We start from the raw sequence: 22,632 nt of genomic DNA on the forward strand, positions 1-22,632 counted from the left end.
GAGGGAGCCACCGATGATTCTGCTCCGTCGCCTGCTGGGTGACGTGCTGCGTCGGCAGCGCCAGCGCCAAGGCCGTACTCTGCGCGAAGTCTCCTCGTCCGCCCGAGTTTCGCTCGGCTATCTCTCCGAGGTGGAGCGGGGGCAGAAGGAGGCATCCTCCGAACTGCTCTCCGCCATTTGCGACGCGCTTGACGTACGGATGTCCGAGCTCATGCGTGAAGTGAGCGATGAGCTGTCCCTGGCTGAACTGGCCGAGTCGGCAGCGGCCAGCGATCCGGTACCAGTACCGGTGCGCCCCATGCTCAACTCCGTCTCCGTTACTTCGGTGGCGGGTGTACCGACGGGGCGGGTGACCATCAAGGCGCCCGCGGAAGCGGTGGACGTCGTCGCCGCCTGATCCGTACGGTTCGGTGTGAAGCCGGAGCCCCGGTTCTCCCCCCTGGTGGGGAGGGCCGGGGCTTCTGTGCGTGGTGGGGAGGGCCGGGACTTCTGTGTGCCCGGGGGGTGTCGGGCGGGCCCGCCCGGTGCGGTCTCCGGGGCCGGCCCGCGCGGACTTTCGCCTGGTGCGTGTCAGCGGGGCGATGGGGGGCAGATGCCTGGATGAGACCGAGGAACAATCCGGTGCGATCCCGTACAGAGACTTTCCTCGAATGACCGTTTTGCTTCGTTTGTGCCATCGTGGTGGTGCTGAACGGAACGGATTCCAGATCGGAGACGTGCATGTCTGTGGTGAAGAGCCCGCTGTCCAAGACCGACCTCAAGACTGTCGGGGATGCGCTCCAGGGGGCGCTGGTGGACCTCGTCGACCTGTCTCTGGTGGCCAAGCAGGTCCACTGGAACGTGGTCGGGCCGCGCTTCAGGTCCGTGCATCTCCAGCTCGACGATGTCGTCGACACCGCCCGCCAGCACTCCGACACGGTCGCCGAACGGGCTTCCGCGCTCGGCGTCAACCCGGATGGGCGAGCCGCCACGATCGCCAAGAGCACGGCCATCCAGTCCGGCTCGTCCGAGGGCTGGATCAAGGACGTGGACGCGGTCAAGACCCTGATCGACGCCCTCGGCGTGGTCATCGGGCGGATGCGGGAGCGGATCGAGGCGACCGAGACCCCCGACCCGGTCAGCCAGGACATTCTGATCTCGCTGACCGCCGACCTCGAAAAGCACGCGTGGATGTTCCAGGCCGAGAACGCCTGACCCGAGCGGATGCCGCGGTGCCTCAGGGCACCGATTCTCTCCAATGGAGGAAGTAACTCATGAACGACGAAGGCGCGAAGGACAAGATCACCGGCAAGGCGAAGGAAGCCATGGGCAAGATGACCGGCGACCGTCGCAAGGAGGCCGAGGGCAAGACGGACCAGGCGAAGGGCAAGGCCAAGGGAGCCGTGGGCGATGCCCGCGACCGGGCGGACGGCGTCAAGGACTCGCTGGCCGACGACGACAAGGACTGACCCGTCCGAACAGAGCCCCCACCGTGCGCGGTGGGGGCTCTGCTTTGAGAGGGCTCTGTGCGGGTCGTCGGTCAGTGGGTGCGGGCCGTTGGTCAATGGGTGTGGGTGTGGGTGTGGGTGTGGGTGTGGGTGTGGTGTGGGTGTGATGCGTGTGCGGACGCGGGCGCGGGGCTTTCGTTCGGGAGCCGCCCGGCGGGACCGCGGTGGTGCGCGCCCGCCCCGCGCGCGCCGGTGGTGCACCGGTGCGCTCTCGCCCTGCGTGAGAATGCCGGACTAGGTTCGGCCGGAGGAGGCAGCCATGGTACGGCGATGGGTGCCGGCGCTCGTTCTCTGCGGTGTGTGGTGGTGGGCCGTGCTGCGGCTGGTCCTGGAGCCGGCGCACGCCGGGGTAGTCGAGGGAGCGGTGGCGGCGGGCGGATGGGGGCTGAGCCTCCTGCCGGTGCACGTGGCCGCGACCGCCAGGCCCATGGGCGTTTTCGACGCCGGAACGGGTCTGCTGCGGCGCGGTAGGGCATGGGCGCGCAGGGCCGGGCGGTCCTGGCGCCGGAGGCTGGTCAGGTAGGGGTCGGGCCGGTCTGGCAGCGGGGACACCAGTAGGCGGGCCGGCCGTCCTGCTCGGCCGCGCGGATCGGCGTCCCGCAGCGCAGGCAGGGGCGGCGCGTCCGGCCGTAGACCCAGAGGTTCTCACTCGGGCGGCGGGCATGGGGTGCCGTGTCCGTGGCGGTACGGGGGCGGGCGCCGACGGTCGTGACACGGCTCGGGCGGTCGCGGTTGGCGTCGAGGAGCTGCCGGGCCGTGGAGACCAGGAGGGCGGCCGTCTGGGCGGGCAGCTCGCCGATGGGGAGCCAGGGAGTGGCGCGGGCCAGGAAGCAGAGCTCGGCCTTGTAGATGTTCCCGATGCCGGCCAGGTTGCGCTGGTCGAGCAGGGCCTCGCCGAGGGGGCGGGCGGGGTCGCTGAGCAGATTGCGCAGCGCCGTGTCGGCGTCCCAGTCCGGGCCCAGCAGGTCGGGGCCGAGATGGCCGACCGCCTGCTCCTCGTCCCGGGTGCGCAGCAGCTCCAGGACCGGGAGGCGGTAGCCGACGGCGGTGTGCGCCTCGTTGCCCAGGACGGCCCGGATCTGGTGGCCCGGGCCGCCGCGCCAGCGCTCGCCGGGGGCGTAGACGCGCCAGGCCCCGTCCATCCGCAGATGGCTGTGCAGGGTGAGGCCGCCCTCGATGCGGGTCAGCAGGTGCTTGCCCCGCGCGGAGCAGTCCAGGACGGCCCGTCCGGTGAGGTCGGCGGTGGCGAATCGGGGGACGCGCAGGTCCGACGTGGTGAGGACGCGGCCGGCGAGCGCGCTGTGCAGCCGTTTCGCGGTCTGCAGGACGGTGTCTCCTTCGGGCATGCCTCCATGATGCGTGGGTGATTGCCCGGTGGGCGCCCCTGAGCCCTCGGCCGACCCGGGTTACGTGGCGCGGAGGCGCAGTCCCCTCGGGGTGGCGAGGAAGCCGGCCGCCTCCAGCGTGCGGCCCAGGGGTGAGGTGAGGGACGAGGCGCCGTTGGTGCGCTCGACGGTCACCGTGCCGAGGGCGCCGGCGCGGGCGGCCGAGGCCAGCGCGCCGGCCGCCGCCCGGAGCGCCGGGTCCTCCGGGTCGGTCGGCCAGGCCAGCAGGGTCTTGCCGCCGCGCTCCATGTACAGCGTCAGCTCGCCGTCGACCAGGACGACGAGCGAGCCCGCCTTGCGGCCCGGTTTGTGCCCGGCCCCGTCCGGCGGCTCCGGCCAGGGCAGGGCCGCGCCATAGGCATTGGCCGGGTCGGCCGCCGCCAGGACGAGGGCGCGGGGGTCGGCGCCGGGCTCCGTACGGTCGCGGGCGGTGGAGACCGCGCGGAGCCGGTCGACCGCGCCGTCCATCGCGAACTGAGCGGCCCCCAGCCCCTCCACGACATAGCCGCGGCGCGCCTGCCCGTTGTCCTCGAAGGCCGACAGCACCCGGTACGCCGCCGAGAAGCCGCCCTCGACGCCCTCCGCCTGGACCGCGCCGCGCGTGACCACCCCGTGCCGGTCCAGCAGGGTGCGGGCGAGGGCGTGGGCCCGGTGCGTGGGGTCGGGCTCGGCGGCTGGCAGCAGGGACCAGCGGCCGGAGACCGTGGGCGGGCCGGTGCGTGAGGTGGGGCGCGCCGCGGCCGTGAGGGTGCCGTAGCGGCCGCGCGGGACGCTGCGGCGGGCGCGGTGCGCGGTCGACCCCGCCGTGCGGCCCGAGCCCAGGAGGGAGCGCAGCGGCGCCAGGGTGTCGTTGGTGAGCCGGCCCGACCAGACGAGGTCCCACACGGCGTCCGCCAGCTGCGGGTCGGTGCAGTCCGGGTGGGTGGTGGCGCGGACCTGGTCGGCGATCTGGCGGAAGAAGAGGCCGTACCCGCCGCCGAGCGCGGTCAGCACGGACTCGTGCAGTGCGCTCAGTTCGAGGGGGCGGGGGGCAGGCAGGAGGAGGGGTGCGCTGTCGGCCAGGTAGAGGGAGAGCCAGCCGTCCTTGCCGGGCAGGGCTCCCGCCCCCGCCCACACCACCTCGCCTGTGGTGGTCAGCTCGTCCAGGAGCGCGGGCGAATAGCCGGTGACGCGGCTGGGAAGGACGAGCCGCTCCAGCGCGGAGGCGGGCACGGGCGCGCCCTGCAATTGCTCGATGGCGCGGGCCAGGCCGTCGATGCCGCGCAGGCTGTTGCCGCCGAGGTGCTGCCACTGGGGCAGGAACCCGGCGAGGGCGGCGGGCGGGACCGGCTCCAGCTCATGCCGGAGCGCGGCCAGCGAGCGGCGCCGCAGCCGCCGCAGCACCGTGGCGTCGCACCACTCCTGGCCGATGCCGGCGGGGTGGAACTCGCCCTGGACGATCCGGCCCGAGGCCGCGAGCCGTTGCAGCGCTCCGTCGGTGACGGCCGTGCCGAGGCCGAACCGGGCGGCGGCCGCGGTGGAGGTGAACGGGCCGTGCGTACGGGCGTAGCGCGCGAGGAGGTCGCCGAGGGGGTCCTTCACCGGTTCGGTGAAAGCCTCCGGGACGCCGACCGGGAGCGCCGTGCCCAGGGCGTCGCGCAGCCGGCCCGCGTCCTCGACCGCCGCCCAGTGGCCCGCGCCGGCGATCCGGACCCGGATGGCCCGGCGGGCCGACTCCAGCTCCCCGGCCCAGGCCGGTTCGGCCCCGCGCTCGGCCAGCTCCTCGTCGGTGAGCGGGCCGAGGACCCGCAGCAGGTCCGCGACGCCCTCGACGTCCTTGACCCGGCGGTCGTCCGCCAGCCACTGGAGCTCCCGCTCCAGCTCCGTCAGGACGTCGGCGTCGAGCAGCTCGCGCAGCTCGGCCCGGCCCAGCAGCTCGGCCAGCAGCCGGGAGTCGAGGGAGAGCGCGGCGGCGCGCCGCTCGGCGAGCGGTGAATCGCCCTCGTACAGGAACTGGGCGACATACCCGAACAGGAGTGAGCGGGCGAACGGCGAGGGCTCCGGTGTGGTGACCTCGACGAGACGGATGCGCCGGGCCTCCAGATCGCCCATCACCTCCGTGAGCCCCGGAACGTCGAAGACGTCCTGGAGGCACTCGCGGACCGCTTCGAGCACGATGGGGAAGGAACCGAACTCGGAGGCGACCTGGAGCAGCTGCGCGGCCCGCTGGCGCTGCTGCCAGAGCGGGGTGCGCTTGCCGGGGCTGCGGCGGGGCAGCAGCAGCGCCCGGGCCGCGCACTCGCGGAACCGTGAGGCGAACAGGGCGGAACCGCCGACCTGGTCGGTGACGATCTGCGCGATCTCGCCCTTGTCGAAGGCGACGTCGGCGGCGCCGACCGGGGGCTGGTCGCTGTCGAAGGCGGCGTTGGCCGGGGCGAGCGGTGCGGCTGTCAGGCCGGAGTCCTGGACCGGGTTCTGCGCTGGGTCGAAGTCGAGGAGGTCGAGGCCCATCATGTCGGCGTCGGGCAGCCTCAGCACGATGCCGTCGTCGGCGTGCATGACCTGCGCGTCCATGCCGTACCGCTCGGCGAGGCGGGCGCTGAGCGCCAGCGCCCACGGGGCGTGCACCTGGGCGCCGAACGGGGAGTGCACGACGACGCGCCAGTCGCCCAGCTCGTCGCGGAAGCGCTCCACCAGGATCGTCCGGTCGTCCGGCACATGGCCGCAGGCCCGGCGCTGCTCGTCCAGATACGCCAGGACGTTGTCCACGGCCCAGGTGTCCAGGCCCGCGGCGAGCAGGCGGTCGCGCGCGTCCTGCGGGGACAGCCCGCCGAGCTCGCGCAGGAAGGCCCCCAGGGCGCGGCCCAGCTCCAGGGGGCGGCCCAGCTGGTCGCCCTTCCAGAAGGGCAGCCGTCCGGGGACGCCGGGCGCGGGCGAGACGAGGACCCGGTCGCGGGTGATGTCCTCGATCCGCCAGGAGGTGGTGCCCAGCGTGAAGACATCGCCGACCCGGGACTCGTAGACCATCTCCTCGTCCAGCTCCCCGACCCGGCCGCCGCCCTTCTTGGGGTCGGCGCCGGCGAGGAAGACCCCGAACAACCCCCGGTCGGGAATGGTCCCGCCGGACGTGACCGCGAGGCGCTGGGCGCCGGGCCGGCCCGTGACCGTACCGGCGACGCGGTCCCAGACGACGCGCGGGCGCAGCTCCGCGAAGGCGTCGGACGGATAGCGGCCCGCGAGCATGTCGAGCACCGCGGTGAACGCCGACTCGGGGAGCGAGGCGAAGGGGGCGGCCCGCCGGACCACCGCGAGCAGGTCGTCCACCTGCCAGCTGTCCAGGGCGACCATCGCGACCAGCTGCTGGGCCAGCACGTCCAGCGGATTGGACGGGACGCGCAGCGCCTCGATGGAGCCCGTGCGCATCCGCTCGGTGACCACGGCCGCCTGCACCAGGTCGCCGCGGTACTTCGGGAAGACGACACCGGTGGAGACCGCGCCCACCTGGTGGCCGGCGCGGCCGACCCGTTGCAGCCCGGAGGCGACCGAAGGCGGCGACTCGACCTGGATCACCAGGTCGACCGCGCCCATGTCGATGCCCAGCTCCAGACTGGACGTGGCGACCACCGCGGGCAGCCGGCCCGCCTTGAGGTCCTCCTCGACCTGGGCCCGCTGCTCCTTGGAGACCGACCCGTGGTGGGCCCGGGCGAGCAGGGCGGGAGCGCCCTTGGCCGCGCCGGACTCCGCCATGATCTCCGCGGGGGAGTGGGCTTCCGGCATGGTCTCGCCGGTGGCCCGCTCGTACGCGATCTCGTTGAGCCGGTTGCACAGGCGCTCAGCGAGGCGGCGGGAGTTGGCGAAGACGATGGTGGAGCGGTGCGCCTGGACGAGATCGGCGATCCGCTCCTCCACATGCGGCCAGATCGACGGCTTCTCGGCCTGCCCGGAGGAGTCGTCGGTGGCGGGGGAGCCGCCGAGCTCGCCCAGGTCCTCGACCGGCACGACCACCGAAAGGTCGAACCGCTTGCTGGACGGCGGCTGGACGATCTCCACCTTGCGTCGCGGGGAGAGGAAGCGCGCCACCTCGTCGACCGGCCGGACCGTGGCCGAGAGCCCGATCCGCCGGGCCGGCCGCGGCAGCAGCTCGTCCAGGCGCTCCAGCGACACGGCGAGGTGGGCGCCCCGCTTGGTGCCCGCCACCGCGTGCACCTCGTCCAGGATCACCGTCTCGATGCCGGACAGGGCCTCCCGGGCGGAGGACGTCAGCATCAGGAAGAGCGACTCGGGGGTCGTGATCAGGATGTCCGGCGGCCGGGTCGCCATCGAGCGGCGCTCGGCGGCCGGGGTGTCGCCCGATCTGATGCCCACCCGGACCTCGGGCTCGGGCAGCCCCTGGCGCACCGACTCCTGGCGGATGCCGGTCAGCGGCGAGCGGAGGTTGCGCTCCACGTCGACCGCGAGCGCCTTGAGGGGCGACACGTACAGCACGCGGCAGCGCTTCTTCGCCTCGGCGGGCGGCGGGACGGCGGCGAGCCGGTCCAGCGCGGCGAGGAAGGCGGCCAGCGTCTTGCCCGAGCCGGTCGGCGCGACGACCAGCACGTCCGACCCCTCGCCGATCGCCCGCCAGGCGCCTTCCTGCGCGGCGGTCGGCGCGCTGAAGGCCCCCGTGAACCAACTGCGGGTCGCGGGGGAGAAGGAATCGAGTGCGGAGCCGGTCATGTCCCCATCGTGCACCCCGCCACTGACAACGGCCGTGGCAACCGCTGAGCGGGCCGCCGCACCCGCAGCGGTGGCGCCGCGAGCTGCGAGAATCCGAGCATGGCAGGAGCACAGCAACCGGCGGAGTGGGCGAGGCACTGGAGTTACGCGGAGCTGCCCGGCCTCGACCTGCTGCGCGCCCGCTACATCCGCCACACCTTCCCGCGCTACAGCCACGAGGGCTGGGCCTTCGCCCAGCTCGGACAGTTCGTGGAGTACAAGGCGCGCCGCGCCGCAGTGCCCGTCCTGTTCGTCGATCCCGCCTACACCTCCCGCACGTGCGCGGAGTGCGGGCACACAGACAAGCTGAACCGTGTCTCTCAGGGACGGTTCGCATGCCGGTCGTGCGGATTCGTTGATCACGCCGACCGCAATGGCTCCCGCAACGTCCGCGCGCGAGCGCTGGAGTTGTGGCGAAGCGGGGCGGAGTCACGCGCCCCTGGACCCGCTTAGGGTGCTGGACGGAGGAGCCCACCCGGCAGCCAGCCGGGCTCTACCTCCAAGCCTGGCCCTTCAGGGCCGGGTAGTTGACGAAGCAGTACGGCATGCCCTCGCACACCTGGCTCACCGACGCCCGGGTGCGCCGCGCGCGCCGGATGCTCGACGCGGGTACGGCTCCGGTGGTCGCGGCCATCGAGGTCGGCTTCACCGACCAGCCGCATCTCAATCGTCACTTCACCCGGATCGTGGGGGTACCACCCGGCGCCTACCAGCGTGAACGCGCAAGAACGTACAAGACCGGTCCCGAACAGTCCCGGTAGCGTGCCAGGCGTGGCAGACCAGACAGCACCCCTTCGCACCACCGCCGAACCGGCCGGCGGCAGCACGCTCGCCGCCGGGACCAAACCGGACGCCGCCGTCGTCCGGGACGCCCTCGGCGTCGGCATCGCCGTCGGCCTCTCCGGCTTCGCCTTCGGCGTCACCTCGGCGGGCTCGGGCCTGAGCCTGCTCCAGACGTGTGCGCTCAGCCTGCTCGTCTTCACCGGCGCCTCCCAGTTCGCCCTGGTCGGTGCGCTCGCCGCGGGCGGCAACCCGTACACCGCGGCCGCCGGCGCCTTCTTCCTGGGCGTACGCAACGCCTTCTACGGCTTGCGCCTGTCACAGCTCCTCGCCCTGCCGCGCGCCCTGCGCCCGCTCGCCGCCCAGTGGGTCATCGACGAGACGACCGCCGTGACGCTGCCCCAGCCCACCCGGAGGGCCGCGCGGATCGGTTTCACCGTGACCGGGCTCACCCTCTACGTGCTGTGGAACCTGACCACCCTGCTGGGCGCCCTGGGGGCCGAGGCGCTCGGCGACACCGACGCCTGGGGGCTGGACGCGGCGAGCCCCGCCGTGTTCCTCGCGCTGCTCGCCCCGATGCTGAAGTCCACGACCGAGCGCGTCACCGCGGGGCTCGCCGTTCTGCTCGCACTCGGCCTGCTGCCGGTGCTGCCGGCGGGGGTGCCCGTGCTGCTGTCCGCGCTCGCCGCGCCCGCCGTCCTGTTCCTGATGGGGCGCGCCAAGGGCACCGGCACCGCGGCGGGAACGGCCGAGGCGAAGGACGCGGGCCCGGCCCGCGCGGAGGAGGAGCGATGAACGTCTGGATCGCCATCGCGCTGACCGCGGTCGGCTGCTACCTCGCCAAACTGCTCGGCCTCCTGGTGCCCGCGGGCGCCCTGGAGCGCCCTCTCGTCCAGCGGCTCGCCGCGCTGCTGCCGGTGGCTCTGCTGGCCGCCCTCACCGCCCAGCAGACCTTCGGCGACGGACAGCACCTGGCGCTGGACGCCAGGGGCGCGGGGCTCGCGGCGGCGGCGCTCGCCCTCGTCCTGCGCGCTCCCTTCCTGGTCGTCGTGGGCGCGGCCGTCGCCGTCACCGCGGGCGTGCGCGCGCTGGGTTAGCTCCTGACGGGGGAGACGCAGGAGGCGCGTGTAAGGGGCACGGCCCATTGCACCGTGCCCCTTACACCTGCGCCCTTCGCGGCACCCCGACCTCAGTCCAGGCCGCGCCCATGCGCCCGCAGGGTCTGCAGCGCCCTGAGCGTCACCAGGGGCCGCCCCTCCAGCGCCGTCCCCGGCGCCCACTGCCGCCAGGTCACCGGCCAGCCGCCGTCCGCCTCCTGGGCGGCCGCGAGATGGTCCAGCGAGCGGTCCATCTCCGCGTCGGTGAACCATCGTCCGGCGAGCGATTCGGGTGTACGGGCGTAGTCGTACGGGAAGTGCTGCTCGCCCGGTGCGTACCCGGCCGCCACCGGATACTCCGCGCGCCGCTCCGGATCGAGCACGGCCAGCCGCTGGTCGCGCACCAGCCGCCCCAGCCGTTCGGCGGCGGCCTCGGCCCTGGCCCGGTCCGGCACCCCGTCGAGGAAGGCGACCGCGGCCTCGATCTCGTACGGATGCGAGACGTCCAGGGCGTCGACGGCCGCCCAGCAGAAGTCGGTGGCCCGGAAGAGCCAGGCGTGCCACACCGCGTTGCGGTGCAGCAGCCCGACGACCGGGCCGGTGGCCAGCAGCTCGGCCGGCGGGTCGTCGACGATCGGGATGAAGGGGGCAGCCGGATAGCCGCGCTGCGAGGGAAGCAGGGCCGGCAGGGCCCCCTCCTTGGTCGATACCTCGGTCAGATACCGGCAGATGCGCTCCACCCGGGGACCGTCGCAGCGGCCGATGGAGTCGAGGACGTTCAGCGCATGGGCGGTGTGCAGCGGCTGACTGACGGGGCCGCGCAGATCGGGTTCGAGCGCGTGGCCGTAACCGCCGTCCTCATTGGCGTAGGCGGCGAGGGCCGTCTCCACGGCGTCCGCACCTCCCGCTAAGAATTGATGGGCGAACCGCCGCTGTTCGAGGACACGGGCCGTGAGCCAGATGAACTGCTCGGCGCGGTCGAGGGGACTTGTTCCAGTTCCAGCCATGGACCCGACCGTAGGGCGTCGGGCGCCCTCGCAGGGCCGGGCGGCCTTCCGCACCCCCTGGAGCGGGATACTGAGGGCATGCGGTTGACGATTTTCTGGGAACGGATGGCGGACCACTTCGGCGCGGCCTACGCGGACTCCTTCGCACGCGACCACGTGATGGCCGAGCTCGGCGGACGCACGGTGCAGCAGGCGCTGGCGGCGGGCTGGGAGGCCAAGGACGTCTGGCGCGGTGTCTGCGCGGCGGTGGGCATCCCCGCGGACAAGCGCTGACACCCGTGCGCCGCGGTGCGGCGAGGGGCCGGGCTTCCGGGGCGCGCGACGGGTTGTCGTACGCGTAGGCGAGACTGGCACCGTGGCACCGACAGACGAGACCGCTCAGATCCAGCCTCCCCGCACGCCGCCCGTTCCGCCGGCCGCGCCACCGGCCCCGCCGTCCGGCGCCGGCCCGGCCCGCATGCCCGCCTGGCTGCCGCGCGCCATGGTGCTCGCGCTGGCGCTGTACGCCTGCTTCCGGCTCGGCAGCTGGGCGTTCGACCAGCTCATCGGCCTGCTGATCAACGTGCTGATCTCCTTCTTCCTGGCGCTCGCCGTCGAGCCCGCGGTGAGCCGGATGTCGGCCGGCGGCATGCGCCGGGGCTTCGCCACCTTCCTGGTCTTCCTCGTCGTGCTGATCGCCGGTGCCGGATTCGTCTTCCTGCTCGGGTCGATGCTCGCGGGCCAGATCGTCGACATGGTGGCGGACTTCCCGAAGTACCTCGACTCGGTGATCAACTGGGTCAACCAGACCTTCCACACGGAGCTCTCACGGGTCCAGGTCCAGGACAGCCTGCTGCACTCCGACTGGCTGCAGAAGTACGTCCAGAACAGCGCGACCGGCGTGCTCGACGTGTCCACCACGGTCCTCGGGGGTCTCTTCCGGCTGCTGACGATCTTCCTGTTCTCCTTCTACTTCGCGGCAGACGGCCCCAGGCTGCGCCGCGCGCTGTGCTCCGTACTGCCGCCCGCCCGCCAGGCCGAGGTGCTGCGGGCCTGGGAGATCGCGGTCGGCAAGACCGGCGGTTATCTCTACTCGCGCGGTCTGATGGCGCTCATCTCGGCAGTCGCGCACTACATCCCGCTGATGGTCCTCGGAGTGCCGTACGCGCCGGCGCTCGCGATCTGGGTCGGACTCGTCTCCCAGTTCATCCCCACGATCGGCACCTATCTCGCGGGCGCCCTGCCGATGCTGATCGCGTTCACCGTCGATCCCTGGTACGCGGTCTGGGTCCTCGGGTTCGTCGTGGTGTACCAGCAGTTCGAGAACTATGTGCTGCAGCCGAAACTGACCGCCAAGACGGTCGACATCCACCCCGCGGTGGCGTTCGGCTCGGTCATCGCCGGTACGGCGCTGATGGGTGCCGTCGGCGCGCTGATCGCCATCCCGGCCGTGGCCACGCTCCAGGCATTCCTGGGCGCCTACGTGAAGCGGTACGACGTCACGGACGACCCGCGCGTCCACGGCGGCCGCCCCGGGGTACGGGGCGAACCGCTCTGGACGCGCCTGCGGCGGCTGGTCACCGCCCCCGCGAGCGGCGGCCGGGAGCCGGACGGTGGGGAGCCGGAGGATCCGCAGGGGCCGGAGGGGCGCACCGGGCCGGGTGTCTGAGGGCCGGGGCCCGGCGGCGTGGTGCGCTTGACACTAAAATCGAACATCCATTCTCATGGGATTCCGGCCGGGTTTTCCCGGGCCCGACCGTGGAGTTGTCCACAGGCCGGGAGGACGTCGAGGCCCATTGTCAGTGGCAGGGGTTAGCGTCTTTGACGTGAAGCGATCGACTCAAGCAAATCGGGTGGAACCCATGGCAGGAACCGACCGCGAGAAGGCGCTGGACGCCGCACTCGCACAGATTGAACGGCAATTCGGCAAGGGCGCGGTGATGCGCCTCGGCGAGCGGCCGAACGAGCCCATCGAGGTGATCCCCACCGGGTCCACCGCACTCGACGTCGCGCTCGGCGTCGGCGGTCTGCCGCGCGGCCGCGTGGTGGAGGTGTACGGACCGGAGTCCTCCGGTAAGACGACGCTGACGCTGCACGCCGTGGCGAACGCGCAGAAGCTCGGCGGCTCGGTGGCCTTCATCGACGCGGAGCACGCCCTCGACCCCGAGTACGCCAAGAAGCTCGGCGTCGACATCGACAACCTCATCCTGTCCCAGCCGGACAACGGTGAGCAGGCCCTTGAGATCGTCGACATGCTGGTCCGCTCGGGCGCTCTCGACCTGATCGTCATCGACTCCGTCGCGGCCCTCGTGCCGCGCGCGGAGATCGAGGGCGAGATGGGCGACTCGCACGTGGGTCTCCAGGCCCGTCTGATGAGCCAGGCGCTCCGGAAGATCACCAGCGCGCTCAACCAGTCCAAGACCACCGCGATCTTCATCAACCAGCTCCGCGAGAAGATCGGTGTGATGTTCGGCTCGCCGGAGACCACCACCGGTGGCCGCGCGCTCAAGTTCTACGCCTCGGTGCGCCTCGACATCCGCCGGATCGAGACGCTCAAGGACGGCACCGACGCGGTCGGCAACCGCACCCGCGTCAAGGTCGTGAAGAACAAGGTCGCGCCGCCCTTCAAGCAGGCCGAGTTCGACATCCTCTACGGCCAGGGCATCAGCCGCGAGGGCGGCCTGATCGACATGGGCGTGGAGCACGGCTTCGTCCGCAAGGCCGGCGCCTGGTACACGTACGAGGGCGATCAGCTCGGCCAGGGCAAGGAGAACGCCCGCAACTTCCTCAAGGACAACCCCGACCTCGCCAACGAGATCGAGAAGAAGATCCTGGTGAAGCTGGGCGTCGGGGTCCAGCCCGAGGAAGCATCCGCCGAGTCCGGTGCGGACGCGGCAGGCGCGGCGGCCCCGGCCGACGCGGTCGCGAAGCCGGCGGCAGCCCCGGCCGGCAAGACCAAGCCGGCCAAGGCGGCCGCAGCCAAGAGCTAGACCGTGACGCGTCGTACGCAGTGGCCGGACAGCGCCGCCGACCCCGGCGCGGGCTCCGGATTCGGTGAGGGGGCGGGGCGCCGTTCCCGCTCCCGGTCCAGTGACAGCGGTTCCCCCTCCTCGTCGAGGGCCGAGAAGGGGGAACCGCGCGACCCCGTCGAGCAGGCACGCAACATCTGCCTGCGGCTGCTCACCGGCACACCGCGCACCCGCAAGCAGCTCGCGGACGCCCTGCGCAAGCGGGAGATTCCGGACGAGGCAGCCGAGGAGGTGCTGTCCCGCTTCGAGGACGTCGGGCTGATCGACGACGCCGCGTTCGCCGACGCCTGGGTGGAGTCCCGGCACCACGGCCGAGGTCTCGCCCGCCGCGCGCTCGTCCGTGAGCTGCGGACCAAGGGCGTGGACGCCACGGTGATCGACGAAGCGGTCGGGCAGCTCGACTCCGAGCAGGAGGAGGAGACCGCGCGGGAGCTGGTCGCCCGCAAGCTGCGGTCCACCCGGGGGCTGGACCGCGACAAACGACTGCGCCGCCTCGCGGGCATGCTCGCCCGCAAGGGGTACGGCGAGGGGATGGCCCTGCGCGTGGTGCGCCGGGCGTTGGAGGAAGAGGGGGAGGACACGGAGGGGCTGGACGAGCCGTTCTGACGGGCCCCAGCGGAGTGGCCGGCCCCAGCGGAGTGGCCGGGCCCAGCGGAGTGGCCGACCGCCGGGGAGCGGCCGGCTCACCGCCCGGTTGCCACGGGGGCAGCCGTCGCGGGAGCAGCCGTCGCGGGAGCAACCGTCACAGGGCGTTCGTCACAGGGCGTTCGTCACGAGGCAGCCGTCACTGGCCGGCGCGGGTCGCGCGGCTGATGGTGGCGTCGAGCAGGGCGAGGGCGTCGGCGGCGGTGCGGCCCGGGTAGCGGTTCCACGGGCCGATCAGCCCGGTCCAGCCCTGGGAGCGCAGCTCGGCGATCAGCCAGGCGCCGGCCCGGTCGACCGTGTCCGCCGAGCCGTAGCCCAGGCGGTGCGCGGTGAGCATGGCACCGCAGACGCAGCGTGCGCCGCGGGCGTTGCGGAGCCGGTAGGGGGTGTTCTGCCAGCCCCATTCGGTGAGGATCTGCCGGGCGTGGGCGAGGTGGACGGACGGCCGTACCTCGGGCTGTCCGATGCGCCGCCACGCGTGGAGCCGGTCGGGCAGCATCGCACCGATCCGGCCGGGGAGCGGACGTTCACGGGGTGCGGCGGGGGGCAGGGCGCGGACCGTGTCGGCGATCAGCTGGTCCACCGGCACGGAGAGCAGAGCGCGCCAGTCGGCAGGTGGCTCCGACACGTCCCGCGGGCCGGTGGGGGAGCCCGGGGGCGGGGAGCCGGGGTCGGGAGCGCGGACGGGGTCGGGGGCGGTGAGGTCCCAGCCGGTGACGATCTGCTGCCAGGCGTCCGTGTCGTGGAGGCGCGCGGCCTGGGCGTCGAGTTCCTCGGGGGTGAGGGCGGTGGTCGGCATCGGTGCGTGCTCCCCGTCGTAGCGGTCCGGCGCCGCAGCGGTCCGGTGTCCTGGCGGTCCGGCGGTGCGCGCCGGTGAGGCGACTGTCCGTCCGGTGACCGGATCGCTCCACCGGAGCGATGCCATACGGGTGTGTCGCGGCGCATCCGGTCGAGGGGAGCGCCCGTGGCCGGGGTGCGTACGGGGCCAACCCCCGTACGAAGACACCGGAGTGCTTCAGTGCACAGGTATCTGTGCGCAGAGCAGTGTGTGACGCATCTCCGTCGTCACCCCGCTCACCCTGCTCGTCGGCATGACCTGCACGGTTCTCTTCCTCCAGCCGACCATCAGTGACGCCGCCCGGATCCAGGCCAGGGAGGGCACCCGCGCCACCCGGGTGCTCGGCGCGCAGGGCCCCGGTGGTCCGTCGGCGGCCACCGAGGCCGTCCGGGCGACGCCCGGTGTCACCGCCGCCACGGAGGTGGTCCGCACCACCGTGCGGGTCGGGCTGGAGAAGTACCCCGCGCAGGGCGTGACCGGGGCGGGCCTCACCCGTACCTGGGGCCCGGGCGTGACGAGCGGTTCGCTCGCCGCGTTCGCCGCGGACGAGCGGTCCGCGGCGATCAGCGAACTCGCCGCCGACCGCCTCGGCCTCCACCCCGGAAGCCCGCTTGCACTGCACCTCGGCGACGGCACCCCCGCCACCCTCACCGACGCCGCCGTCTACCGCAGCGGACTCGGCTTCGGCGACCTGACCCTGCCGCACGACCTGGTCGCCCGGCACATGGACAACCCCCTGGCCGCGACGGTCCTGGTGGCCGGGGAGGTGTCAGGCCGGGCCCTGTCCGCGGCCGTGGCGAAGTTCCCCGGCGTCACGGTCGTCGCCCCGGCCGTCGCGGACCGGCTCCAGGCCGGCCGCGAGCAGCAGAACGCCGAGGTCAACCTCCTCGCCATGGCGCTGGTCCTCGCCTCCGCCGCCATCGCCGTCGTCAACACGCTCGCCATGTCGGTGTCCGAGCGGTTCAGGGAGTTCGCACTCCTGCGGCTGGCCGGCGCCACCCGCCGCCAGGTGCTGCGGATGCTCCGTACCGAGACCCTGTCGGTCCTGATCGTCGCCACCGCGCTCGGCACCGGCATCGCGCTCGCCGTCCTGACCGCCTTCAGCATCGGGATGACGGGCAGCGCGGCGCCCGGCCTCCTCCCGCTGGTGTACGGGACCGTGGTGGGCGCCGCCGCCCTGCTCGCGCCCTGATCGCCACCGCTCTGCCCGGCAGGCTGGCGCTGCGGGCCCCCGCCCAGTGGACGTGGCCACCAGTCAGTGACGGAGAGGGGGCGGCGGGCCGGCCCCACCCTCATACCTCGACCGGCAGCCCCGCCGCGCGCCACGCCTGGAAGCCGCCCACCAGGTCCGTCGCCCGGTGGAGACCGAGCCGGTGCAGGGACTCGACGGCCAGGCTCGACGCGTAGCCCTCGTTGCAGATCACGACCACCCGCAGGCCGTGGCTCACGGCCTGCGGGGCGCGATGGCTACCCCGCGGGTCGAGCCGCCACTCCAGCTCGTTGCGTTCGACGACCAGCGCCCCCGGGATCAGCCCGTCCCGCTCGCGCAGTGCCGCGTAACGGATGTCCACGAGCAGGGCGCCCTCGGAGGCCGCCGTCCACGCCTCCTGTGCGTCGAGCCGTACGTAACCGGCCCTGATCCGCTCCAGCAGCTCGTCGATTCCGGCCGGGCCGCTCTCGTCGCCCTCGTGCCGTCCCTGGCTCACTGCCAGTCCTCCGGGCGCTCGGTCTGCTCCAGGCGGAGCACGGCCCCGGTGCGGCTGTAGCGCCGGATCTGCGGCAGCGGGGGGTAGTACGCGTGGACGGAGACGGCGTGCTCGGTGGCGGACTCGTTCAGCACCTCGTGGACGTGGTGCCGGCCGAAGGCCCTGCCCCGGCCCGGAGTCAGCTCCCGGGTGCGGTCGATGTCCTCGGCCAGCTCCAGGGTCTTCCAGCCGTCGGTGGGCAGCCGGGCGGCGAGGGAGTGCTCCCTGAGCGTGCCGGCCGCGGTGAGGAAGGCGCCGATCGAGTCGGCGTGGTCGTGCCAGCCGGTGCCGGTGCCCGGCGGCCAGCCGATGAGCCACGCCTCGCTGCCGCCGGGCCCGTCGAGCCTGACCCACGTCCGGCCCTCGGGGTCGAGGGGGAGGGAGGCGATGAGGGCGGTGTCCTCGGCGGTGCGGCGGACGAAGTCGAGCAGTTCCGCCGCGGTCGGGGCCGGAGCGGACGTGCGCACGGGCACGGAAAGGGGAGAGGGGGAAGCAGAGGCAGACACGGGGACCGTCCTGGAAGTTCGCGCGGACACCCCGCCGCACGGCACAGCGCGCGGCGAAGGCAGGAGAAGGCGATTCAGCAGGACGGGCGACACACGCAGCCCGCATAGCGGAGCAGGTCCATATGGACCCTCCGCCACAGGCGCACATCGGTGTCGGTCATGACCGGGAGTACACCATGTGGGCCTGCGGGCGTCAATTGACGTCGGCGGTGCGGTCGGAGCGAACCGACGTCCGGGTCGCGCCGCCGCGCGCCGCGTCCGCCGCCGCGAAGAGCTCCGCGGGCCGTACCCCGCCGAACGACTCCACGAGATGGCCGTCCGGCCTGACCAGCAGAACCGTGTGCGCGGAGGCCCCCGGATAGCTCTCGGTCACCAGCAGCTCCGCCTTCACCGGCAAGGCCGCGACGGCCTCCACCAGCCGGGGCATCACTCCGGCGCGCATCCAATGCCGCCGGTCCCACACCCCGGTTCCCGGCGCCACCAGCACCACCAGCAGATGCCCCTGGCCCAGCCGCTCCCGCAGCCGCACCGGGGTGCCGTCGGGCGCGGTGACCCGTACATCGGCCACCGGCGCACCGGGGGGCGTACCGACAGAGGCGTGCGCCTCCGCGCGCGGGGGCGCAAGGGGGGACAGGGAGTAGGAGGGGGGCGCACCGAGGGGGCCGCAGCCCAGATGCGCGTCCGCGAGCAGCGCGTCGTGCCCCCGTGCGCTCCCCGGGACCAGGGTCCGCAGCCCCCCGCCGCCCCGCAGTATCGGCAGCGACTGGTCGGCGGCGCGCAGCCGCGAGGCGACGGCGGCCCGGCGTTCGGCCTGGTAGCTGTCGAGGAGCACGTCGGACGCGCCGTGGTGCCAGGCCAGGGCCAGCTTCCAGGCCAGGTTCTCCGCGTCCCGCAGCCCCTCGTCGAGCCCCTGCGTGCCCAGGGCGCCCAGCAGATGGGCGGCGTCCCCGGCCAGGAAGGCCCGCTTCACCCGCCACCTGCGGGCCAGCCGGTGGTGGAGCGTGTAGACCCCGGTGTCCAGCAGCTCGTACGGGGGAGTCTCGCCGCACCAGCCCGCCAGGGTGTCCCGGACCCGGGTGACGAGGGCGTCCGGCGTGACCAGTTCGCCGCGCGCGGGCAGCAGCCAGTCCAGCCGCCACACGTCGTCGGGCAGCGGCCGCGCGGTGACCTCGGCACCCCCGGTGCGCCACGGCGGCGACCGGTGCAGCACGGCCTCGCCGGGCCAGGGCAGCTCGGTGCGCAGCGCCGCCACGGCGTGCCGTTCCACCGCCGTACGGCCGGGGAACCGGATGTCGAGGAGCTTGCGTACGGTGGAGCGGGCCCCGTCGCAGCCCACCAGGTAACTCCCGCGCCACCAGGTCGAACCCGGCTCCCTGGTGTGCACGGTGACCCCGGCCGTGTCCTGCTCCAGCGTGTCGATCCGGCCGAGCTTGGCGCTCTGCACCAGCTCCTGCGCGGCCACCGCGTCACGCAGCCCCCGTACCAGCGCGTGCTGCGGCACATGGACGGGTGCGGCCGGCGCGTCGCCGCCGGGCACGGGCTCACCGAGCGGCAGCTCGCGTACCAGCTGCTTGCGCCGCACCGACCGCCAGCCGGACCAGCGCAGCCCCTCGTCGTGCAGCGTCTTGCAGCCGAGCCGCTCCAGAAAGGCCGCGGTGTCCTCCCGCAGCACGACCGTGCGCGCGGGGCGGGTCTCGTCCTTGCCGGGGTCCTCGTCCAGGAGCACGCACGGCACGCTCTGCGCGGCGAGGGCGAGTGAGAGCGCCAGGCCGACCGGCCCGGCACCCACGATGATCACCGGGTCCACGGCGCGTCCCCCGTCAGGAGTCCGGTGAAACGGAACAGAAGGTGCGCGGGCGTCGAAGGGGATGCGGCGGCACAGGGGGCTCGGTGGGCGATCACAGAACGTATGCAACCTACTGCCGGTGCTTGCGTCAAGCGACGCCGGAACGCGGCGAGGGGCGGTGGCAGGGGCGCCACCGCCCCTCGCGGGCGTCCTACGACGAGCTGTCAGACGGCGCGTCCGTCATCCGTGTTGAGCGCCGGCGCACCGATCGTCTCCAGATCGCCCCCCGGGCCCGTGCCGACCACCGCCCCCGTGCTCTTCTTCGCGCGCCGGAGCCGCTTCTCCAGCCAGCTCGCGAAGGAGGTCAGGGCGAAGTTCAGCGCCAGGTAGATCACCGCGATGATGGTGAAGCACGCGATGGTGTTGGCCCCGTAGTTCGCCGCCATCGGCCGGACCGACGCCAGCAGCTCCGGGAAGCTGAGCACCGCGCCACCGAGGGCGGTGTCCTTCACGATCACCACGAGCTGGCTGACGATCGCGGGCAGCATGGCGGTGACGGCCTGCGGCAGCAGCACGAACACCATCGTCTGGCCCTTGCGCATGCCGATCGCCTTGGCCGCGTCCGTCTGCCCGCGCGGCAGCGTCAGGATGCCCGCCCGCACGATCTCGGCGAGCACCGAGGCGTTGTAGAGCACCAGGCCCGTCACCACGGCGTACAGCAGACGGGTGTCCGGGTCGAGTTCGGTGTACTCGGAGTACGCCTGGTTCGCGATGACCATCAGGAGCAGTACGGGAATGGCGCGGAAGAACTCCACGACCACCCCGCCCGGGACCCGCACCCACCGATGGTCCGAGAGCCGGCCGATGCCGAACAGCGCGCCCAGCGGCAGAGCGATGATCAAAGCGAAGAACGCCGCCTTGATCGTGTTCTGGAAGCCCGGCCAGATGAAGGCATCCCAGGGCTGGGAGCTGGTGAAGAACGGCTTCCACTTGGTCCAGTCGAGCTGGTGCTTCTCGGCGAGGCCGTCGTACACCCACCACAGCACCGCCGCGGCGGCCAGGACGAAAAGGACCGTGTAGAGGATGTTGCGCCGCTTGGCGCGGGGCCCCTGGGCGTCGTAGAGGACGGAGCTCATCGCTTCACCGCCACCTTCTTGCTCACCCAGCCGAGGATGAGACCGGTCGGGAGGGTCAGGATGACGAAGCCGAGGGCGAAGACGCCCGAGATCAGCAGCAGCTGAGCCTCGTTCTCGATCATTTCCTTCATGAGGTACGAGGCTTCGGCCACACCGATCGCCGAAGCGACGGTGGTGTTCTTCGTCAGCGCGATGAGCACGTTGGACAGCGGGTTGACCACCGAACGGAACGCCTGCGGGAGGATGATCAGCCGCAGGACCTGAGTGAAGCTGAGGCCGAGCGCCCGTGCCGCCTCGGCCTGGCCGACCGGCACCGTGTTGATGCCCGAGCGCAGGGCCTCGCACACGAACGACGCGGTGTAGACGATGAAGGCGAGCACCGCGAGCCGGAAGTTGATGCCCTTGATGTCGGTGCCGCCGAGGGCGATGCCGAGCGTCGAGTACAGGCCCAGCGAGGCGAACATGATGATCACGGTCAGCGGAATGTTCCGCACCACGTTCACATAGCCGGTCGCGAAACCGCGCATCAGGGGGACCGGGCTGACCTTCATGCCGGCCAGCAGCGTTCCCCATATGAGGGAGCCGAGGGCGGAGTAGACGGTGAGTTTCACCGTCACCCAGAAGGCCCCCAGCAGGTCGTAACCATCAAGAAAGTCGAACACGATCTCCCGTGCTTCCACGTGTAGGAGGGCGCGGCGCGCCGCCGTTCAGCGGCGGCGCGCCCGGTCAGCCCTGCTTCACTTGACGACGTCGCCGATCTTCGGGGCGGGCTCGTTCTTGTAGTTCGCGGGGCCGAAGTTGGTCTCCACGGCCTTGTCCCATGCCCCGTCCTTGACCATCTTGGTCAGCGCGTCGTTGATCTTCTTCTTGAGGTCGGCGTCGCCCTTCTTCAGGCCGATGCCGTAGTTCTCGTTGGTCATCTTGAAGCCGGCCAGCTTGAACTTGCCCTTGTTGGCGTCCTGCGCGGCGTAGCCGGCCAGGATGTCGTCGTCCGTGGTGAGCGCGTCGACGACCTTGTTCTCCAGGCCGGTCAGGCACTCGGAGTAGCCGCCGTACTCCTGGAGCTGCGCCTTCGGGGCCAGCTTGTCGTGGATGTTCTGCGCCGAGGTCGAGCCGGTGACCGAGCAGAGCTTCTTGTTGTTCAGGTCCTCGGGCGACTTGATCGAGTTGTCGTCCGCGCGGATCAGGATGTCCTGGTGGGCGAGGAGGTACGGACCGGCGAAGTCGACTTTCTGCAGGCGCTCGTCGTTGATCGAGTAGGAGGCGACGATGAACTTCACGTCACCGCGCGAGATGGCCGTCTCGCGGTCGGCGCTCTTGGTCTCCTTGAACTCGATGTTCTTGGCGTCGTAGCCGAGTTCCTTGGCGACGTACGTGGCGACGTCGACGTCGAAGCCGGTGTACTTGCCGTCCGGGGTCTTCAGACCCAGACCCGGCTGGTCGATCTTGATGCCGATCGTGATCTTCTTGCCGCCCGACCCGGACGCGTCGTCCTTGTCGTCGGAGCCGCAGGCGGTGGCGGTCAGGGCGAGGGCGAGCACGGCGGCCGAGGCGGCGGTGACCTTACGAAGCTGCATGGTGAAATTCCCTAGAGTTGACGCGATGTGAGTGATCAGCAGATACGGAAGCCGGTGCTGAAGGCTCCATCAGTGGTGAAGGATCTTCGACAGGAAGTCCTTGGCCCGGTCACTGCGCGGGTTGCTGAAGAACTGGTCGGGCGTGGCCTCTTCGACGATCTTTCCGTCCGCCATGAAGACGACCCGGTTGGCCGCGGAGCGGGCGAAGCCCATCTCGTGGGTGACGACGACCATCGTCATGCCCTCGCGGGCGAGCTGCTGCATGACCTCCAGCACCTCGTTGATCATCTCCGGGTCGAGCGCCGAGGTCGGCTCGTCGAAGAGCATGACCTTCGGGTCCATCGCCAGGGCCCGGGCGATCGCCACACGCTGCTGCTGGCCGCCGGAGAGCTGGGAGGGGTACTTGTCGGCCTGGGTTCCGACGCCCACCCGGTCGAGCAGCGAACGCGCCTTGTCCTCGGCCGCCTTCTTGTCCGTCTTGCGGACCTTCAGCTGGCCGAGCATCACGTTCTCGAGGACCGTCTTGTGGGCGAAGAGGTTGAACGACTGGAAGACCATGCCGACATCGGCACGCAGCCGGGCCAGCTCCTTGCCCTCCTCGGGCAGCGGCTTCCCGTCGATCGAGATCGCGCCCGAGTCGATCGTCTCCAAGCGGTTGATCGTGCGGCACAGCGTGGACTTGCCGGACCCGGACGGCCCGATGACGACCACGACCTCGCCGCGGGCGATCGTCAGGTCGATGTCCTGGAGCACATGCAGCGCGCCGAAGTGCTTGTTGACGTTGCTCAGCACAACCAGATCGCCGCCGGGCGCGGGTGCAGCGTCCTCGGCGCCCTTGGTCACTGAAACTCCGCTCATCGGCTTCTTGCTCCGTCCTCCTCGGTTGGGAAGGACCCTAGTG

General features: G+C 72.2%; 21 protein-coding genes and 4 pseudogenes. 14 read left to right on the top strand and 11 right to left on the bottom strand.

Going from position 1 to position 22,632, the window contains the following annotated elements:
* Positions 1-13 precede the first annotated feature (13 nt).
* The 4 genes from E6R18_RS03905 to E6R18_RS03920 all read left to right on the top strand — a co-directional run bounded on the left by E6R18_RS03905 (position 14) and on the right by E6R18_RS03920 (position 2,010).
* Positions 14-397 (top strand): helix-turn-helix transcriptional regulator, encoded by a 384-nt coding sequence (locus E6R18_RS03905; RefSeq protein WP_018105285.1) that lies wholly within the window; start codon positions 14-16, stop codon positions 395-397.
* 323 nt (positions 398-720) lie between these two features.
* Positions 721-1,194 (top strand): DNA starvation/stationary phase protection protein, encoded by a 474-nt coding sequence (locus E6R18_RS03910; RefSeq protein WP_136315419.1) that lies wholly within the window; start codon positions 721-723, stop codon positions 1,192-1,194.
* A gap of 59 nt (positions 1,195-1,253) precedes the next feature.
* On the top strand, positions 1,254-1,448 hold the full coding sequence (locus E6R18_RS03915; protein WP_136315420.1) for a CsbD family protein: 195 nt from the start codon (positions 1,254-1,256) through the stop codon (positions 1,446-1,448).
* Positions 1,449-1,746: 298 nt separating this feature from the next.
* Complete coding sequence (locus tag E6R18_RS03920; RefSeq protein WP_136315421.1) at positions 1,747-2,010, top strand: hypothetical protein; 264 nt, start codon at positions 1,747-1,749, stop codon at positions 2,008-2,010.
* On the opposite strand, the gene E6R18_RS03925 is transcribed toward E6R18_RS03920, so the two are convergent.
* Positions 2,003-2,833, bottom strand: coding sequence for a DNA-formamidopyrimidine glycosylase family protein (locus E6R18_RS03925; RefSeq protein ID WP_136315422.1), 831 nt, complete (start codon positions 2,831-2,833; stop codon positions 2,003-2,005). The two genes, E6R18_RS03920 and E6R18_RS03925, sit on opposite strands and share 8 nt — an antisense overlap.
* Positions 2,834-2,893: 60 nt before the next feature.
* The gene (locus E6R18_RS03930) at positions 2,894-7,567 is read right to left on the bottom strand and encodes a DEAD/DEAH box helicase (RefSeq protein WP_136315423.1); all 4,674 of its coding nucleotides are present in this window, start codon (positions 7,565-7,567) and stop codon (positions 2,894-2,896) included.
* A gap of 99 nt (positions 7,568-7,666) precedes the next feature.
* Here E6R18_RS03930 and E6R18_RS34380 point away from each other — a divergent pair.
* From E6R18_RS34380 to E6R18_RS03950, 5 genes and pseudogenes are all read left to right on the top strand, one after another.
* Positions 7,667-7,792 (top strand): annotated as a pseudogene (locus tag E6R18_RS34380) (AraC family transcriptional regulator); the annotation flags it as partial.
* Positions 7,790-8,059, top strand: a pseudogene (locus E6R18_RS03935) (transposase); the annotation flags it as partial. The pseudogenes E6R18_RS34380 and E6R18_RS03935, both read left to right, overlap by 3 nt.
* A gap of 80 nt (positions 8,060-8,139) precedes the next feature.
* Positions 8,140-8,367 (top strand): annotated as a pseudogene (locus E6R18_RS03940) (helix-turn-helix domain-containing protein); the annotation flags it as partial.
* A 10-nt stretch (positions 8,368-8,377) separates the two neighbouring features.
* Positions 8,378-9,181, top strand: coding sequence for an AzlC family ABC transporter permease (locus E6R18_RS03945; RefSeq protein ID WP_136315425.1), 804 nt, complete (start codon positions 8,378-8,380; stop codon positions 9,179-9,181).
* On the top strand, positions 9,178-9,483 hold the full coding sequence (locus E6R18_RS03950; protein WP_136315426.1) for an AzlD domain-containing protein: 306 nt from the start codon (positions 9,178-9,180) through the stop codon (positions 9,481-9,483). Before E6R18_RS03945 ends, E6R18_RS03950 begins: the two co-directional genes overlap by 4 nt.
* Positions 9,484-9,575: 92 nt before the next feature.
* Here E6R18_RS03950 and E6R18_RS03955 read toward each other — a convergent pair whose 3' ends face one another.
* Positions 9,576-10,490, bottom strand: coding sequence for a hypothetical protein (locus E6R18_RS03955; protein WP_136315427.1), 915 nt, complete (start codon positions 10,488-10,490; stop codon positions 9,576-9,578).
* A gap of 78 nt (positions 10,491-10,568) precedes the next feature.
* Here E6R18_RS03955 and E6R18_RS03960 point away from each other — a divergent pair, with 78 nt between their 5' ends.
* From E6R18_RS03960 to recX, 4 genes are all read left to right on the top strand, one after another.
* Positions 10,569-10,763 carry a DUF3046 domain-containing protein gene (locus tag E6R18_RS03960; RefSeq protein WP_136315428.1) on the top strand — a complete coding sequence of 65 codons (195 nt, stop codon included), beginning with the start codon at positions 10,569-10,571 and terminating at the stop codon, positions 10,761-10,763.
* A gap of 184 nt (positions 10,764-10,947) precedes the next feature.
* Positions 10,948-12,138 (top strand): AI-2E family transporter, encoded by a 1,191-nt coding sequence (locus E6R18_RS03965; RefSeq protein WP_136315566.1) that lies wholly within the window; start codon positions 10,948-10,950, stop codon positions 12,136-12,138.
* A gap of 193 nt (positions 12,139-12,331) precedes the next feature.
* Positions 12,332-13,459: a recombinase RecA gene (gene recA, locus E6R18_RS03970; protein WP_136315429.1), complete on the top strand. Its 1,128-nt coding sequence runs from the start codon at positions 12,332-12,334 to the stop codon at positions 13,457-13,459.
* A gap of 3 nt (positions 13,460-13,462) precedes the next feature.
* Positions 13,463-14,104 carry a recombination regulator RecX gene (gene recX / locus E6R18_RS03975; RefSeq protein WP_136315430.1) on the top strand — a complete coding sequence of 214 codons (642 nt, stop codon included), beginning with the start codon at positions 13,463-13,465 and terminating at the stop codon, positions 14,102-14,104.
* A 178-nt stretch (positions 14,105-14,282) separates the two neighbouring features.
* Here the strand turns inward: recX and E6R18_RS03980 are convergent, their stop codons facing one another.
* Entirely contained in the window at positions 14,283-14,942 is a 660-nt protein-coding gene (locus E6R18_RS03980) for a hypothetical protein (protein WP_136315431.1), read from the bottom strand.
* 259 nt (positions 14,943-15,201) lie between these two features.
* Between E6R18_RS03980 and E6R18_RS03985 the strand changes: the two are divergent.
* A pseudogene (locus tag E6R18_RS03985) lies at positions 15,202-16,243 on the top strand (ABC transporter permease); the annotation flags it as partial.
* Between the two features lie 30 nt (positions 16,244-16,273).
* Here the strand turns inward: E6R18_RS03985 and E6R18_RS03990 are convergent.
* The 7 genes from E6R18_RS03990 to E6R18_RS04020 all read right to left on the bottom strand — a co-directional run bounded on the left by E6R18_RS03990 (position 16,274) and on the right by E6R18_RS04020 (position 22,589).
* Positions 16,274-16,687: a rhodanese-like domain-containing protein gene (locus tag E6R18_RS03990; protein ID WP_136315432.1), complete on the bottom strand. Its 414-nt coding sequence runs from the start codon at positions 16,685-16,687 to the stop codon at positions 16,274-16,276.
* Positions 16,684-17,199, bottom strand: a complete 516-nt coding sequence (locus E6R18_RS03995) for a cysteine dioxygenase (protein ID WP_136315433.1) — start codon at positions 17,197-17,199, stop codon at positions 16,684-16,686. Before E6R18_RS03995 ends, E6R18_RS03990 begins: the two co-directional genes overlap by 4 nt.
* Positions 17,200-17,425: 226 nt before the next feature.
* Positions 17,426-19,039 carry an FAD-dependent monooxygenase gene (locus E6R18_RS04000; protein WP_136315434.1) on the bottom strand — a complete coding sequence of 538 codons (1,614 nt, stop codon included), beginning with the start codon at positions 19,037-19,039 and terminating at the stop codon, positions 17,426-17,428.
* A gap of 203 nt (positions 19,040-19,242) precedes the next feature.
* Positions 19,243-20,154 carry an amino acid ABC transporter permease gene (locus E6R18_RS04005; protein ID WP_136315435.1) on the bottom strand — a complete coding sequence of 304 codons (912 nt, stop codon included), beginning with the start codon at positions 20,152-20,154 and terminating at the stop codon, positions 19,243-19,245.
* Positions 20,151-20,816, bottom strand: coding sequence for an amino acid ABC transporter permease (locus E6R18_RS04010; protein WP_136315567.1), 666 nt, complete (start codon positions 20,814-20,816; stop codon positions 20,151-20,153). The genes E6R18_RS04005 and E6R18_RS04010 overlap by 4 nt, the downstream gene beginning before the upstream one ends.
* Before the next feature lie 75 nt (positions 20,817-20,891).
* Positions 20,892-21,731, bottom strand: coding sequence for a glutamate ABC transporter substrate-binding protein (locus tag E6R18_RS04015; protein WP_136315436.1), 840 nt, complete (start codon positions 21,729-21,731; stop codon positions 20,892-20,894).
* Positions 21,732-21,800: 69 nt separating this feature from the next.
* The gene (locus tag E6R18_RS04020) at positions 21,801-22,589 is read right to left on the bottom strand and encodes an amino acid ABC transporter ATP-binding protein (protein ID WP_136315437.1); all 789 of its coding nucleotides are present in this window, start codon (positions 22,587-22,589) and stop codon (positions 21,801-21,803) included.
* Positions 22,590-22,632: the final 43 nt, after the last annotated feature.

It is taken from the genome of Streptomyces sp. A1277, from assembly GCF_004795015.1.
GTDB lineage: Bacteria > Actinomycetota > Actinomycetes > Streptomycetales > Streptomycetaceae > Streptomyces.

What these genes read in the sequence shown, in the direction of transcription:
- E6R18_RS03905 (WP_018105285.1), top strand. Translation starts at nt 14, where the DNA reads ATGATTCTGCTCCGTCGCCTGCTGGGTGACGTGCTGCGTCGGCAGCGC.
- E6R18_RS03910 (WP_136315419.1), top strand. Translation starts at nt 721, where the DNA reads ATGTCTGTGGTGAAGAGCCCGCTGTCCAAGACCGACCTCAAGACTGTC.
- E6R18_RS03915 (WP_136315420.1), top strand. Translation starts at nt 1,254, where the DNA reads ATGAACGACGAAGGCGCGAAGGACAAGATCACCGGCAAGGCGAAGGAA.
- E6R18_RS03920 (WP_136315421.1), top strand. Translation starts at nt 1,747, where the DNA reads ATGGTACGGCGATGGGTGCCGGCGCTCGTTCTCTGCGGTGTGTGGTGG.
- E6R18_RS03925 (WP_136315422.1), bottom strand. Translation starts at nt 2,833, where the DNA reads ATGCCCGAAGGAGACACCGTCCTGCAGACCGCGAAACGGCTGCACAGC.
- E6R18_RS03930 (WP_136315423.1), bottom strand. Translation starts at nt 7,567, where the DNA reads ATGACCGGCTCCGCACTCGATTCCTTCTCCCCCGCGACCCGCAGTTGG.
- E6R18_RS03950 (WP_136315426.1), top strand. Translation starts at nt 9,178, where the DNA reads ATGAACGTCTGGATCGCCATCGCGCTGACCGCGGTCGGCTGCTACCTC.
- E6R18_RS03955 (WP_136315427.1), bottom strand. Translation starts at nt 10,490, where the DNA reads ATGGCTGGAACTGGAACAAGTCCCCTCGACCGCGCCGAGCAGTTCATC.
- E6R18_RS03960 (WP_136315428.1), top strand. Translation starts at nt 10,569, where the DNA reads ATGCGGTTGACGATTTTCTGGGAACGGATGGCGGACCACTTCGGCGCG.
- E6R18_RS03965 (WP_136315566.1), top strand. Translation starts at nt 10,948, where the DNA reads ATGCCCGCCTGGCTGCCGCGCGCCATGGTGCTCGCGCTGGCGCTGTAC.
- recA (WP_136315429.1), top strand. Translation starts at nt 12,332, where the DNA reads ATGGCAGGAACCGACCGCGAGAAGGCGCTGGACGCCGCACTCGCACAG.
- E6R18_RS03980 (WP_136315431.1), bottom strand. Translation starts at nt 14,942, where the DNA reads ATGCCGACCACCGCCCTCACCCCCGAGGAACTCGACGCCCAGGCCGCG.
- E6R18_RS04005 (WP_136315435.1), bottom strand. Translation starts at nt 20,154, where the DNA reads ATGAGCTCCGTCCTCTACGACGCCCAGGGGCCCCGCGCCAAGCGGCGC.
- E6R18_RS04015 (WP_136315436.1), bottom strand. Translation starts at nt 21,731, where the DNA reads ATGCAGCTTCGTAAGGTCACCGCCGCCTCGGCCGCCGTGCTCGCCCTC.
- E6R18_RS04020 (WP_136315437.1), bottom strand. Translation starts at nt 22,589, where the DNA reads ATGAGCGGAGTTTCAGTGACCAAGGGCGCCGAGGACGCTGCACCCGCG.